The sequence below is a fragment of the Marinobacter sp. genome, assembly GCF_033722735.1.
Taxonomy (GTDB): domain Bacteria; phylum Pseudomonadota; class Gammaproteobacteria; order Pseudomonadales; family Oleiphilaceae; genus Marinobacter.
In genome coordinates this window covers 30,235-44,417 of record NZ_JAWVYN010000005.1, presented here as the reverse complement: position 1 = coordinate 44,417, position 14,183 = coordinate 30,235, and the positions used below count along the sequence as shown (strand labels likewise).

Sequence of the window (14,183 nt, the reverse complement as noted above, 5' to 3'; positions counted from 1 at the left end):
GCCCGGAATCATCTTCGACCATGATGTGACTTGCACAACGAGACCCACCAATAACAAATAGAAGGACGCGTGCCATGTCATCCGGTGAATACGATTTTGACTACGTGGTTGTTGGGTCCGGTTTTGGCGGCAGTGTGTCCGCTTACCGGCTCAGTCAGAAAGGCTATCGAGTACTGGTGGTGGAACAGGGGCGTCGCTGGACGCCGGACAACCTGCCGAGCACAAACTGGAAGGCCTGGGACTACCTGTGGCGCCCGTTTCTCGGCCTGAAAGGCTTTCTCAGCCTGCGCCTGTTCCGCCACGTGATGATCCTCCATGGTAATGCGGTGGGCGGTGGCTCCATCACCTACGCCCAGACGTTGCTGGTGCCGCGGGACTCGGTCTGGCGCGATGGCAACTGGGCCGGCCTGGACGATTGGGAAACCGTGATGCCCCAGCACTATGAAACCGCGCAGCGGATGCTGGGAGTCACCGAGAACCGGCGCCCCGGTCCGGCGGATGCCAAGCTCCGGGAGATGGCTGAGTCGGCCGGGGTGGAGGACAGCTTCTACTACACCCGTGTCGGCGTCTTCTTTGGTGATGACAAGGACGAACCAGGCACCGAGTACCCCGATCCGTACTTTGACGGCGAGGGTCCGGCCCGTAATTCCTGCGTAGGATGTGGCGGTTGCATGGTGGGTTGTCGCTACAACGCCAAGAACACCCTTGACAAGAACTACCTCTTCCTGGCCGAAAAGCAGGGCGCCGAAGTGCGGCCGGAGACCCGGGTGGTGGACGTTCGCCCATTGAACGGGCGGGGCGACGGAGCCGAGGGCTATGAGGTGGTGACCGTGCCGACCTTTGCTCGATTTGCCAAGCGGCAGACCCGCATCACGGCCCGCAACGTGGTCTTCGCCGCGTCCTCTCTCGGCACGCAGGAGCTATTGTTCCGGCTGAAGCAGGGCGGCTCGCTGCCCAACATTTCCGATGACCTGGGCAATCGGGTTCGCACCAACTCCGAGTCGATCCTGGGGGTGCGCTATCCCGGTACGGAGGAGGACCTTTCCACGGGGGTGGCCATCGGCTCCGGCATTTACATCGATGACCATACCCACATCGAAGCCGTCCGTTATCCCAAGGGCTCCAACCTGTTGAGTAGCCTGCTGACGGTGCTGACCAACGGTCGCCCGGGGCCCTCGCGAGTGCTGGTGTGGCTGCTGGCGTTGGTCAGACTGATTGTCAGCCGTCCACTGGCCGGAATTCGCAGCGTCATGCCTTACCGGTTCTCCACGGAAACCGTGATCTTCCTGGTGATGCAGACCCTGGACGGCCACATCAATATGCGCTGGAAACGCCCCTGGTACTGGCCCTTCAGCAAGACCCTGACCACCCACGGCGACCGGATTCCAACCTACATTCCCGAGGCCAACGCCTTCACCGAGAAAGCCGCCAAGGCGACCGGTGGCGTGGGGATGAGTTCTTTGAGTGAAATCCTGTTCAACGTGCCAATGACGGCCCATTGCATGGGTGGGTGTGCCATGGCGCAATCCCCGGAGCAGGGCGTGATCGATGCCCAGAACCGTGTCTTCAACTACCAGAACCTGTATGTGGTGGATGGCTCGATGCTCTCGGCCAACCTGGGTGTGAATCCCAGCCTGACCATTACCGCGCTGGCGGAGCGGGCCATGTCGTTTATCCCGCCCAAGAGCGAGCTGGATGAGGGCGAGCAAAAGCAAACTGCTGGTAAAGTTAAATCCAGTGATAGCAGTGACATAGGCGTGTGATTTAAAGTAATATGGAGACGGGTCTGCAGCGAGTGCGGCCCGTCTGCGGTTAACGCCGATCAGCCGGAGGGGGCAGTCGAAACCTCCAGCACAAGCTTACCGACGTGCTTGCCGCTTTCCATTTCCTTATGGGCAGTTGCCGCCTCCCTGAGCGGAAACACCTTATGGATGTGTGGTGCCGGGCAGGCGCCGCTGTCCAGCAGGGGCCAAACCTTTTCCCTTAGGTCTTTCGCTATGGCGGCTTTTTCTTCGTTGCTGCGGGCTCGCATGGTAGAGCCGGTGACGTGGATGCGTTTCAGCACCAGCAGGGAGAGATCCGCCCGTTCGGCGTGGGCCCCGCCCATAAAACCAATGGTGATCAGTCGACCGTCCTTCTTCAGTACGGCCAGGTTCCGGTTGAAGTAACGGCCACCGATGATGTCCAGGACCACATCCACGCCGGCGCCCTTACTGTGATGGTGGACCGATTCGACAAAGTCTTCGACGGTGTGGTCGATGGGAATCGCGCCCAATTGCTCCACGAACGGAAACTTGTCCTTACCGCCCACGGTGGCGTAGGCCTTGATACCCAGCGCCTTACACAACATCAAGGCGGTGGAGCCGATACCGCTGGTGCCACCGTGGATCAGTACCGACTCGTCCCGTTGCAGGTGCCCCATCTGGAACAGGTTCACCCAGACCGTGAAAAAGGTCTCCGGCAGGGCGGCCACCTGGACAGCAGTGAAGGCATCGGGAATCGGCAGCGCCTGGGTGGCGGGTACCACGCAGTACTCGGCGTAACCGCCGCCATTGGTCAGAGCACAGACTCTGTCGCCGACGTTGAAATGGGTAATGGAGTCGCCAACGGCTGCTACCGTGCCGGCAATTTCCAGCCCCGGTGTAGGGTTAACGCCTGCGGGCATAGGATAGGCGCCGAGCCGTTGCAGGATATCCGGGCGGTTAATGCCCGCAGCCTCCACCCGAACCAGAATCTCATCCGGTGCGGGTGTTGGCACCGGACGGTCCTTCGCCACCAGCACTTCTGGTCCGCCCGGTTCGCGAATGATCATTTCCGTCATGGTTCTCGGTAGCTGGCTGCTCATAGTCCGTTCCGCCGGTAGTGAATTGAGACGACCCTTATTCCAGTTTAGCCTCTGAGAGACATTAACCACTGCTGCCAGCATACCGATCTATTAGCCGCTTCGGTTTTAGACAAGGGTAGTAAGGGTGGGAGCGCACTGCCTGTCTTCAAACCAGGGCTGAAAATCCCCGGATCGCCAACTACTATGAAGAGAAAGGGCTGTCAGGACCGATTCGCTACACGGTGACCTGGAATCCCCTTTGCCATGGAGGCGATCAAATCGTTGTAGATCGGTCATAGGAGGCCTCTGGGGCTTTTGCTTCAGCCGTACATGGAAGCTGCATCTCCAACTTAAGGACAACCAGCGGGGTTGGCCGGGTTATTCGACCTTGGGTTGGAGAACCATGGGTATGAAGCTAAAAAACTTGTTGATCCTGGTTTTCATCCTCATTGCGGCCGTGCCGCTGTTCGTTGGGTTGCATTCCCTCAACCAGTATACCGGCGAACACTATCGCAGGCAGGTGGAAAGCCACCTGGAGTCACTGTCGCTGATCGCCAAGAAGCGGGTGATCGATGTCGTTGAGCGGATCGAGGACAACACCGCATTGGTGGCCAGTCGCACCCAGATGCGGATCAGCCTGTCCAGGTGGATGGACTCGGGCGACCCTACCGAGCTGGACAAAATCCACCGTATTCTCGACGATGCAAAGAATGGCCTGAGGCACCTGAAGGACATCAGTCTTTATGACCGCCAGGGCCGCCTGGTCGCAACAACAGCGGATCAGCCACCGGTCCGCGAGTTGCCTCCGCTGCGCTCGTCTGAACCCACTATCCGCCTGGGTCTGGAAGCCGACCAGGTGCTGGCGGTTAGTCGTGCGCCTCTGACCCTGAATGACGAATCCATCGGTTTCATTCGACTGGCCTTTTTCACGGATTTCATCGCGGATCTGGTTCGCGACAGAACCGGCTTGGGGATGACCGGGGAATGGCTGTTCGCGGTGCGGCATGAGAGTGGGGACGCCCTGTTTGCCGTTCCACTTAAATACGATCCACAAGCCGCGTTTCGACGCCGGGTTTCACGGGATAGGATGGACGTTCCCATCATTCAGGCGTTGCTGGGCAATGAACTGATCATGAGTAATGCGCCGGATTACCGTGAAACCCGGGTGTTGGCGTCCACTCGATACATCAGCGACCTGGATTGGGGGCTGGTCGCCAAAATGAACGAAGAAGAGGTTAATCAGCTGGTTAACCAGAACAGAATCTACATCTATTTTTCCGAGTTCGTGATCGTTTCCCTGGCGGTGCTGGCGGGAATCGTCCTGTCCGTCTACATTGCGGGCCCCATCGAAAAACTGAAGGCGCATACCGCAAAAGTGGCGCGAGGGAGCTTTGAGGAGCCACCGGAGACCGGCGGCTGGCAGGAGGTGAAGGAACTGAACGCCCACTTCCGCCTGATGATTGAGGCCTTGAAGGACCTGAACGAAAACCTTCAGAAAAAAGTGGAGGAGCGTACGCAAGCGCTGAACGCCGCCAATGAGAAGCTATCGCTGATAGCCACGCAAGACCCGTTGACCGGGCTACACAACCGGCGTTACTTCGCTGAGCGTCTGGAGCAGGAGTTCAGCCGGTCGAGTCGCTATGACAGCTCATTGGCGCTGGTTATCCTCGATGTCGACCGCTTCAAAAAGATCAATGATACCTATGGACACCCTGTGGGGGATGAAGTCTTAAAGGGCGTTGCTGATCATCTGGCGGCGGCCATCCGGGAGTCGGACGTAGTGGCCCGCATTGGCGGCGAGGAATTCTGCCTGATTCTTCCCGAATGCACCAAGGAGTCGGCATTGCTGTTCCTGGAACGGGTCAGGGAAGAGTTGTCCGCCCTGAAATTTCATACCAACGGTACCCGGTTTTCGGTGACCTGCAGCTTCGGTGTGGCCTTTCAGGAGGCGACGACTCGGAGTAGTGAAGTGCTGATGAAACATGCGGACCAGGCCCTGTATCAGGCCAAGGAACGAGGCAGGAACCAGGTCGTGGAGTACCTGGAGGACGGGCGATTGGTTTCTGTCGGCGATAAGGATCAAACATCATGAAGGCACTCCACCCAGTGTATTCGCCAACCCGTTGACGTGATGCTTGCGTACCTCCGCTCAGCCGCCCCGGATCCGTGAGCGCCGTAATAGAGATACCGACCTTTCTGTCAGGCTGCCACCGCCTGGCCTCTGATGCGGGCGTATGCCGTACCGCACTGGCCCCACCGTTTTTAATGCCAATGCTGGAGCGGCGGCTGGTACGTATTCTGGGGCAAACATCCATGACAACTTGCCAGTGAGGCTCGCAACTGCCTGAGACATCAGTCGGTAGGGCGGTTTGGCTCCACCATGTACCGTGGATACCTATAAAAATTGCCAAAACGAGGATTTGACCATGAATACTGTTGCAACCTTCCCGACAGGCGGTGAGACCCACGCAATCAACCCTGCGACGGGCGCCAAGCTGAATGCGGTGGCCAATACTCCGTTGGAGCAGATTTCTGCGATCTTTGCGCAGGCAAGGGAAGCGCAATCGGTCTGGGCCGCCAAATCCTTCTCCCAGCGTCGCAAGCACATTCTCAAGATGCGCGACTACATCCGCGAAAACGCCGATGAGTTGGCGCGCATCGTTAGTGACGGCAACGGCAAGACCCGTCTCGATGCCCTGGCTACCGAAGTATTACCCTGCATGTTGGCCTGTAGCTGGTATGGCAACAACGCCAGCAAGGTACTCAAACCGGAGATCCGCGAACCGTCCAGTCTGTTGTGGATTGGCAAACGCTCGGAAATCCGTCACGAACCGCTGGGTGTGGTGGGAATCATCAGCCCCTGGAACTACCCCCTGTCGATTCCCTTCGGTGAAATCGTCATGGGACTGATGGCGGGTAACGCCATCCTCCTGAAAGTGGCCGCTGCCACCCCCCTGGTAGGCAAGGCCATCGAAGACATCGTCGCGGCCGGCGACTTGCCGGAAGGTCTGTTCGCCCACATCGTTGGTTCCGGCGGCAAAGTCTCCAGCGCCATGTTTGAGAACGGCATCGACAAGCTGTTCTTTACCGGTTCCGTGCCGGCCGGCAAGCAGCTGATGGCCCAGGCCGCGGAGACCCTGACCCCGGTTTCCCTGGAGTTGGGGGGCAAGGACCCGATGATCGTTCTGGAGGATGCGGATCTGGAGCGGGCCGCCAACGGTGCCGCCTGGGCGGGTTACCAGAACGCCGGTCAGTCCTGCGGTGGTGTGGAGCGGATCTACGTTCACCAAGCAGTCTACCAGAAGTTTGTTGATCTGTTGGCGGACAAGACGCGCGAACTGCGGCACGGCGTGCCCAACGACCATTGCGGCGTTGACCTGGGCTCCATGACCACCCCCAAGCAGCGCGAAGCCGTGGCGAAGCACCTGGCTGAAGCCATCGCCGACGGCGCCAAAATCGTTGCCGAATCACAGGCCGTCGGCAACCAGGACGGACACTTCCACCCCGCCACCCTGGTCACTGATGTGCACCACGACATGACGCTGATGCGCGAGGAGACGTTCGGCCCGATCATCCCGGTAATGCCCTTCAAGACCGAAGACGAAGCCGTGACCCTGGCCAACGACTGCACCATGGCGCTGACCGCTTCCATCTGGACCCGGGACACCAAGCGGGGTAAGGCCCTGGCAAACCGGGTCAAGGGCGGTGTCGTGGCCATCAATGATCACCTGTACACCCACGGCATGTCCGATCTGCCCTGGGGCGGCCCGGGTGAGTCCGGTATCGGCCGCACTCACGGCCCCGAGGGCCTGATGGAAATGACCAAGCCCAAGGTGGTCAACTGGGACTGGCTGCGGGCCAAGCGCAACCTGTGGTGGTACCCGCAGGACAAGCAGAGCTACGATGCCATCCGCAACGCCATGCACATGGTGGCGCCGAAGTCCCCGGTGGACTTCCTGCGGGCGACCGGCAAGGTAGTGCCGGCAATGGTCAAGAAGATGTACTTCTAATACGCCTGCGGTCCTCGACTGCCAGATGTACGCCCGATTCGGGGCTAGCCCTGAATCGGGAGTACAGGATGTTCCCGCCTTCATCGCTCGAACCTGCGGGGCACGCTCGCTCTGCTACACCGCACAACCGAACGTGCATTCGCACCGGTTTGCGCGTTCATCGAAAAGCAACTACTAGTTATTAGTACCCCTACCAAATTCGCCGTGGCGGGATAAGCCACCCTTCCTACATCATGCCGCCCTGGTTGGCGCATGGAGAACAGGCATGAGGGAGGCCACAGTGTCAAAGGGACATGGACCTGAGTTACACCGTGGAATCCGGTTTTTCCCGATCTGAATTGGCAGTCTTCGCCAGCGAGCCCGCCTCGTGAGCGGAGGGCGTTGTTAAGTGTTCGGAGGGGGCATCACGCCGGATGTTTTATTGGTTATTGGTGACGAGCGGACGTCCAGCGTCAATTGCAGGGAGGTCGTCATGGCGGAGCCTGAGAATCACCTATTGGAATTCAGTCTCGATGGAGTGAGATATGCACTGGAATTGCAAGACGTTCGCCGGGTACTGCGGGCCGTGGAAATCAGTCCACTGCCGGCCTCTCCCAGTATCGTTATGGGCGTGGTCAATGTGGCGGGCCAGTTGCTCGCAGTTGTCGATTTGCGGGCGCGGTTAGGGCTGCCGCAAAAGCCATTGGATATTGAAGACCGGTTACTCTGGGTAACGGCGGCTGGTTACGATCTGCTATTGCCCGTCGATTCAGTGCAAACCGTACTGGGCCATTCGCCGGACACCTTAGTGCCGGCATCAGAGCTTCCGGAGCCGGCACGCTTACTGAAGGGGCTAGTCCGTTTACCTGACGGTGTCATGTTTATCCAGGACTTGACCGGGCTGTTGGAGTTGCCAGAAAGGGAGGCACTGGCACATGCACTCAATCTTCAAGCGACCTGTTGACCGAAAGATAGCGCTGGATGCCACCGTCTTGGCGGATTGTCAACGCTGGATCGACCATCGATTGGGATTGCACTTTCCTCCACAGAACTGGCATGACCTGAGCCGGCACCTGGATTTGTTGGCCGGAGAGCTGGGGTACAAGGGGGCCAGACACCTGGCGCTGGAGCTGTTGTCTCAACCCCGCAATAGCGGGCTTGAGCATCGGCTGGCGGATGCCCTCACGGTTAGCGAGACCTACTTTTACCGAGACCCGCCCTGTTTTGAGCATCTGAAATATCACGTCCTGAGACCGCTGATCGCCCGTCGCAAGGCAGCGGGCGCCAGGCACTTGAGCCTATGGAGCGCGGGCTGCTCCACTGGAGAGGAAGCCTACAGCCTGGCCATGCTGGTGGATGGCTTGCTGGACGACCCTGACTCCTGGCAGATAGACATCTTTGGCAGCGACCTGAGTCACCAATCACTCACCAAAGCCCGCGAAGGGCTCTACGGCGCCTGGTCATTCAGAAGCGCGGCCAGCAACCTCACCAGCGGTTACTTTCAACCGGAGCCGGCGGGAGAGGTTGCTGGCCGGCCCATCAGAACCCGATTCTGGCGTGTCCGACGGAAAATCAAAGACCGGGTTCGTTTCTTTCAATTGAACCTGGCTACAGCGGTATATCCGGATGAGGCCCGCGGACTGGCGAACATCGACGTCATCATGTGCCGCAATGTCCTGATGTATCTCTCGCCGGCCCAAGCGATATCGGTGCTCGGACGCCTGGCCCAATGTCTATGCGATGACGGCATCCTGCTTGTGGGGGCGGTGGACGGGGGGCTATGCCAGTCTGCCGGGCTGAATACAGCGGTCTGGCCCGGGGCCCTGGCCATTTCCGCTGAGGCTGCCGGAAGATCGGTGGTCTCACTGCCGAATGAGCCAGACGTTCAGTCAATAGAGAAGCCGTTTGCTGAGGCGTCGACGGCTGACGGGCCGGCGGCCTCGAACGGGGGGCACCTCCCATTGCCCGAGCAACCTGCAGCCGTTGGAGAGCCCAGCTACAACCGACGGGTAGAGACTACCTACTCCGGGGTGCGGCCCGGTTCCCCCGTTGCCAGCAATCTGTGGCAAAGAGCCAATCAGGCGCTGGCCCAAGGCCGCTACCCCGAGGCATGGTCATTGGCCGAGCGTTATGTCGGGCAAAGTGGCCTCACGCTTGGCCAGGAGGCTGAGGGAGCCAATCTCTGCGCCCGCATCCTGTCCAACCTGAAGCAATTGGAAGAGGCAGAGTATTGGGCCCGCCAGGCCATTCAGCTTGATGGCCTGCAAGCCTCGGGTTATTGGGTGCTGGCAACGATCCTGCTGGAGCGCAACCAGCCCGAAGGGGCGCGGTGCGAACTGGTCAAGGCCCTCTACCTTCGACCGGATTTCGTATTGGCCCATTATCTCAGTGGCTTGATTTCCAGCCGCTTGCAGGAGCACAGCCGTGCCCGGCGGGAGTTGCGTAACTGCTTGGAATTGCTCAGCAACCTTGAGTCGGGGGAGCCGGTAATGGAGGGGGAAGGGGTGAGCGTATCCGAGCTCAATCAGTTGGCAACTATCGCACTGGCAGAGCTGGAAAACGAGGGAGTCGATAAAAGGCAAGGAACCGCAATATGAATGACAACAAGGTGCCCCAGGCAGCCGAATCTAGGGCCACCCAGCACTGGGAAGCCGTCAAACGCCGCCTGGGAGAAATTGAATCACGACTGGTTGCCGAGTTCGAGCCGGCTCCGGCCGATGTGCAACAACGGCTGCGGCAGCGGGCGCAGGTTCTGGCCCAACCGGGGCCACCCGTGGAGACCGGGGAGCTCCTGGACCTGCAATTGTTCGAGATCTCCCAGGAAACCTACGGCATCGAGACCCAATACGTGGTCGAGGTAGTGCCGCTGAGGCAGTTGGCCGCGATTCCCTGCACGCCGGACCACATTCTGGGAATTGTGAATGTGCGTGGGCGGATGGTGTCAGTGCTGGACCTCAGGCGTTTCTTCGAGCTTCCGTTTAAGGGACTTTCCGATCTGAACAGTGTGGTTGTGATCGCCGATGAACAGATGGAGTTTGGGTTGCTGACCGACCGCATCCAGGGCAGCCGGGTGCTGCCAGAGCGTCAGGTGCTGGAGCCGCCATCCCATTTGCAGGGCATTCGCGCCGATTATCTGCTTGGGGTCACGGCGGATCGGTGGATTCTCCTGGATGGACGCCGATTGCTGAGGGATCCACGACTGGTGGTGGAGGACCGGGTATGAAGGCCTATTCGAATCTGAAAACGGCCACCAAATTGAGCCTCGCGTTTGGCGTGTTGCTGGTGGTGTTCCTCACGGTGATGCTGGTGGCACAGCGGGCAATGGTGTCGCTTCAGGAATCGCAACAACGGCTGGCAGAAGAACATCTGGCGAGTTTAACCACAATCAAGGACTTGCGGATCGATATCAACACGGCCCGCGCCATCCTGTTGGCCGCCAGCCTTGTGCAGAATCAGCAACCCACAGGCGAAGTCGTTAAGGAAGACCAAATACGTGAGCTGGTTCAGAAGGAACGGCAGCACTTAGAAAAATTGAAAAGCATAAACCATGACAATGTTGAAGCACTCCAGATTGTCGCTGGGATGGAGGCGGTGTTGGAACGGCTCCATACCCAGAACGGCCGCGTGATCCAGTTCATTAAGACGGGAAACTATCCCGAAGCCCACAGGCTATTGCTGGAAACCCGCCAGCAAATCTATCGGCTTCGTGAACTGGGTGACCGGGGCACGGAACAGATCGAAACGGCGATGGATGAGCTGTTACAGGACAATTTGGGTCTGATCGCCCGTCAGCGACAGGCGACATTGGCGGCGGGAACCGGCTCGCTAGTCCTGATTGTGGTGCTGATCTGGTTGACAACCCGCGCTATAGCTCGGCCGTTGGGCCAACTTACGCAATGGGCTGACCGAATTGCCGACGGCGACTTGATGGCGGAGTCGTCGCTGGAGGAACGGCGCGACGAGGTCGGCGCCCTTGGTCTGGCCTTCGGGCGAATGGGCGATTACCTGCGGGAGCTGGCGGAAAAAGCTGAACAGATTGCTCAGGGCGATCTGACGGTGGTCGTCACGCCGCGCTCGCCGCAGGATGTGTTGGGGAATACCTTCAACTCCATGGTTGCCAACCTGCAGCAGCTCGCCGCCGAGTTACAGGAGGGCACCTCGGTACTGGCTACCTCCAGTCAGGAGATTCTTTCATCCACCAGCCAGGTTTCCTCCAGCGCTCAGGAGACCGCGACCTCCATCAGTGAGATCACCACCACCGTGGAAGAGGTCAAACAGACCGCCAGCGTGGCGAGCCAGAAAGCCAAGCATGTAACGGACGCCGCCCAGCGCACGGTCAAGGTGTCCCAGGAGGGGCGTCAATCAGTGGAATCTTTTATCCAATCCATGGCGGGTATCCGTGAGCAGATGCAGGCGGTCGCTGACAGCATCGTGCGTCTGAGCGAGCAGAGCCAGGCCATTGGGGACATTGTTGCCAGCGTCAGCGACCTGGCCGAACAGTCCAATCTGCTGGGGGTCAATGCGTCCATTGAAGCGGTCAAGGCGGGGGAGCACGGCAAGGGCTTTTCCGTGGTTGCCCAGGAGGTCAAGACCCTGGCGGCGCAATCCAGGCAGGCCACCGCCCAGGTGCGCACCATCCTGATGGACATCCAGAAGGCCATGAGCAAAGCCGTCATGGTGGTAGAGCAGAGTGACAAGTCGGTGGAAGTCGGTTTTCAGCAGGTTAAGGCCTCAGGCGAAACCATTCGCGCTCTGGAGGCCAGCATTGACGAATCTTCCGGTGCAGCACTGCAGATTGCGTCCTCGTCGCAGCAGCAACTGGTTGGCATGGATCAGATTGCGGTGGCCATGGAGAACATCAAGCAGGCCAGTCAGGACAACGTAGAGGGAACCAGGCAGTCGGAACAGGCAGCCAGGAACCTGACTGAGTTGGGGCAGCGCCTTAAGGAGCGAGTTGCCCAGTTCAAGACATGAATAGCGGCCTACGGAGAGGCGACCCATTACGTCTGAACAGGGGCCGGTATCTGGTCTGACGGATGACGGCCCGGCACAGGTATCGCCGTGTTGAACAAATAGGAAAAACTGAGCGAAGGAACCCCGTGGCTAACAGTAACGACGCTCTACAGGAACGGCTTCGGCAGGCGTTTCGCGAGGAGGCGATGGAACGCTTGCAGACGCTGGCAGACGCCCTCGCGATGATCCAGCAATCGCCGGTGAATGAGGCTACGGTGATCGAAAGCATTTTTCGTGAAGTGCACAGCCTGAAAGGCGCCGCCCGTGCCGTCTCCCTGAAGCAGATTGAGCAGTTCTGCCAGCAATGGGAGAGCCTGCTTTCGGAGTTGAAGCGCCAGCACTTGCTGCCAACCGCGGAACATTGGTCGCTAAGCCGTAAAGCTCGTAAGACCATGCAACAACTGGTGGAGAATGAGGACAAGGTCGACACTGAAACGCTGGCAGCTCTGGGAGCGGCGTTTGAACTGGCGGCACAGGGAGCGCCCGCCGACGAAGCTGAAGGTCCAGCATCACCTGCACAAAATTTACTGGAACCCGAACCTAAGGCGGACTCTGGAAATGAAGACGTTGTGGAACGACTGGACTCCGGCATCAGCCGGCAGTTGAAAGTCAATGTGCAACGCCTGGACAGCCTTCTATTCCATGTAGAGGAGCTGCAGCAGCTAAAACTCAATGCAATGGAGCATGCCCAGACTGCCCGTGAGGCCACCAGAGAGTTCCAGTCCTGGCGCCGTAACCGACATGAGGTGGCCACCGTAGCTCGCCAGTTAAAGGGGCGCCTGGACGAGTTTAATGAGACAACCCAGGGGCAATTGCAGACCCTGCTCGACCTGGTGGATTGGTCTGGCGATTTCCTCGGTCAATGGGAGTTCCGCCTGGGGTACTGGGCAGGCGGTTCGGAGCAGTTTGCCAGGGAGTTGGTCGCTTTGAGCGACACCATGCGTCAGGAGATGCAGCAAACCCTGATTCTGCCCTGCAGTGTTTTGATCGAGGGGGTCCCGGCGATGGCACAGGACATCGCCGATGCCTGCGGCAAGGAGGTCAGGGTTACCGTCGTTGGCGAGGAGTTGCAGGCGGACAAACGGGTACTGGATGAGTTACGAAGCCCCTTACAGCACTTGATTCGTAACGCCATTGATCATGGCCTGGAAGCACCAGCGCAGCGTCGAAAGCAAGGCAAGGCGGGGGCTGGCAGGTTGACCGTGGCATTCAGCCAGGAAGTTGCCGACAAGTTCGAGCTGCGCATCCAGGATGATGGGCGCGGTTTGGACACTGCTTCGCTGAAAGAAACCGCGTTGGCCCGAGGGCTGGGGAGTGCCGAAGAGCTGGAAACCTGGAGTGACGAAGAGGTCTACCAGTTGGTTTTCAGTTCTGGTTTTTCCACCCGCGAAATGATTACCGACCTGTCAGGTCGCGGGTTGGGGCTGGCCATTGTCCAGGAGAAGGTGGAGCGTCTGGGGGGAGATATCAGAATTGAGTCCGAACCAGGCGAAGGCACCACGTTTTTGTTGCGGCTGCCGACAACACTTGCAACCTACCGGGCTCTTCTGGTGAAGGCCTCAGAGACTTTGTTGGCCATACCCGCGCAAGTGGTGGACAGAGTCTTGCGGATAGGGGTCGAAGAGCTGAAGACCCTGGAGAACCGCCTGTCACTCAGCCTCGATGGCCAGGTGCTGCCCCTCTGGCGACTGGCAGAGGTACTGAATTTGCCGTCGCAGTCTTCGGTAACGCCGGAAAGCTGGGCTCAACTGATTGTGCTCAAGGTTGGCGATGAAAGCTTTGCCGTTTGGGTGGACGAAGTAATGGATGATCAGGAGATCACCATCAAGTCCCTGGGGCGGCAGTTGAAACGGGTTCCAAATGTACTGGGTGCCACCCTGCTGGGAGATGGGGAAATTGTACCTCTGTTACATCCTCAGGACCTTTTCAAAAGTTGCTGTCGTACTCAGGCGGTGCCGATGCAACAGGCTGGTACAGAGGGTCTCGATCAAAAGCCACGGATTTTGGTGACTGAAGACTCGGTGACTTCCCGTGGATTGCTTAAGACCATCCTGGAAAGCGCCGGCTACGAGGTCACCACGGCGGTGGACGGCATGGAAGGTTGGAATCTGCTCAGACAGAGCCGGTTTGACCTGCTGGTATCGGACATTGAAATGCCTCGCATGGATGGCTTTGCCCTGACCAAACGCATTCGCAACGACCGGAACCTGTGTCAGCTACCCGTGGTACTGGTCACAGCGTTGCAAAGTCCGGAAGACCGGGAACAAGGGCTGGAGGCTGGCGCCAATGCCTACATCGTAAAGAGCGGCTTCGACCAGTCCAACCTGTTGGACGTCATTCGACGACTCCTATGAGGA

The 14,183-nt window shown here is 59.0% G+C and carries 9 protein-coding genes; 8 read left to right on the top strand and 1 reads right to left on the bottom strand.

Annotated elements, in window-relative coordinates; genetic code table 11:
- Positions 1-74: 74 nt before the first annotated feature.
- Positions 75-1,763 (top strand): GMC family oxidoreductase, encoded by a 1,689-nt coding sequence (locus tag R3175_RS05635; protein ID WP_318942902.1) that lies wholly within the window; start codon positions 75-77, stop codon positions 1,761-1,763.
- Positions 1,764-1,822: 59 nt separating this feature from the next.
- On the opposite strand, the gene R3175_RS05630 is transcribed toward R3175_RS05635, so the two are convergent.
- Positions 1,823-2,845, bottom strand: a complete 1,023-nt coding sequence (locus R3175_RS05630; protein ID WP_318942901.1) for an NAD(P)H-quinone oxidoreductase — start codon at positions 2,843-2,845, stop codon at positions 1,823-1,825.
- A gap of 388 nt (positions 2,846-3,233) precedes the next feature.
- On the opposite strand from R3175_RS05630, the gene R3175_RS05625 reads away from it, so the two are divergent.
- The 7 genes from R3175_RS05625 to R3175_RS05595 all read left to right on the top strand — a co-directional run bounded on the left by R3175_RS05625 (position 3,234) and on the right by R3175_RS05595 (position 14,180).
- Positions 3,234-4,916: a diguanylate cyclase domain-containing protein gene (locus R3175_RS05625; RefSeq protein WP_318942900.1), complete on the top strand. Its 1,683-nt coding sequence runs from the start codon at positions 3,234-3,236 to the stop codon at positions 4,914-4,916.
- 334 nt (positions 4,917-5,250) lie between these two features.
- Entirely contained in the window at positions 5,251-6,834 is a 1,584-nt protein-coding gene (locus tag R3175_RS05620; RefSeq protein ID WP_318942899.1) for an aldehyde dehydrogenase family protein, read from the top strand.
- A gap of 472 nt (positions 6,835-7,306) precedes the next feature.
- Positions 7,307-7,777, top strand: coding sequence for a chemotaxis protein CheW (locus tag R3175_RS05615; RefSeq protein ID WP_318942898.1), 471 nt, complete (start codon positions 7,307-7,309; stop codon positions 7,775-7,777).
- A complete protein-coding gene (locus R3175_RS05610; RefSeq protein WP_318942897.1) occupies positions 7,749-9,410 on the top strand; it encodes a CheR family methyltransferase in 1,662 nt (553 codons plus the stop codon). The genes R3175_RS05615 and R3175_RS05610 overlap by 29 nt, the downstream gene beginning before the upstream one ends.
- A complete protein-coding gene (locus tag R3175_RS05605; protein ID WP_318942896.1) occupies positions 9,407-10,036 on the top strand; it encodes a chemotaxis protein CheW in 630 nt (209 codons plus the stop codon). The genes R3175_RS05610 and R3175_RS05605 overlap by 4 nt, the downstream gene beginning before the upstream one ends.
- Positions 10,033-11,787 carry a methyl-accepting chemotaxis protein gene (locus R3175_RS05600; RefSeq protein ID WP_318942895.1) on the top strand — a complete coding sequence of 585 codons (1,755 nt, stop codon included), beginning with the start codon at positions 10,033-10,035 and terminating at the stop codon, positions 11,785-11,787. The genes R3175_RS05605 and R3175_RS05600 overlap by 4 nt, the downstream gene beginning before the upstream one ends.
- A 125-nt stretch (positions 11,788-11,912) precedes the next feature.
- Positions 11,913-14,180, top strand: coding sequence for a response regulator (locus R3175_RS05595; protein ID WP_318942894.1), 2,268 nt, complete (start codon positions 11,913-11,915; stop codon positions 14,178-14,180).
- Positions 14,181-14,183 lie beyond the last annotated feature (3 nt).

Coding starts and splice junctions, on each gene's coding strand:
- R3175_RS05615 (WP_318942898.1), top strand. CDS start 7,307: ATGGCGGAGCCTGAGAATCACCTATTGGAATTCAGTCTCGATGGAGTG.
- R3175_RS05630 (WP_318942901.1), bottom strand. CDS start 2,845: ATGAGCAGCCAGCTACCGAGAACCATGACGGAAATGATCATTCGCGAA.
- R3175_RS05620 (WP_318942899.1), top strand. CDS start 5,251: ATGAATACTGTTGCAACCTTCCCGACAGGCGGTGAGACCCACGCAATC.
- R3175_RS05600 (WP_318942895.1), top strand. CDS start 10,033: ATGAAGGCCTATTCGAATCTGAAAACGGCCACCAAATTGAGCCTCGCG.
- R3175_RS05605 (WP_318942896.1), top strand. CDS start 9,407: ATGAATGACAACAAGGTGCCCCAGGCAGCCGAATCTAGGGCCACCCAG.
- R3175_RS05635 (WP_318942902.1), top strand. CDS start 75: ATGTCATCCGGTGAATACGATTTTGACTACGTGGTTGTTGGGTCCGGT.
- R3175_RS05610 (WP_318942897.1), top strand. CDS start 7,749: ATGCACTCAATCTTCAAGCGACCTGTTGACCGAAAGATAGCGCTGGAT.
- R3175_RS05625 (WP_318942900.1), top strand. CDS start 3,234: ATGAAGCTAAAAAACTTGTTGATCCTGGTTTTCATCCTCATTGCGGCC.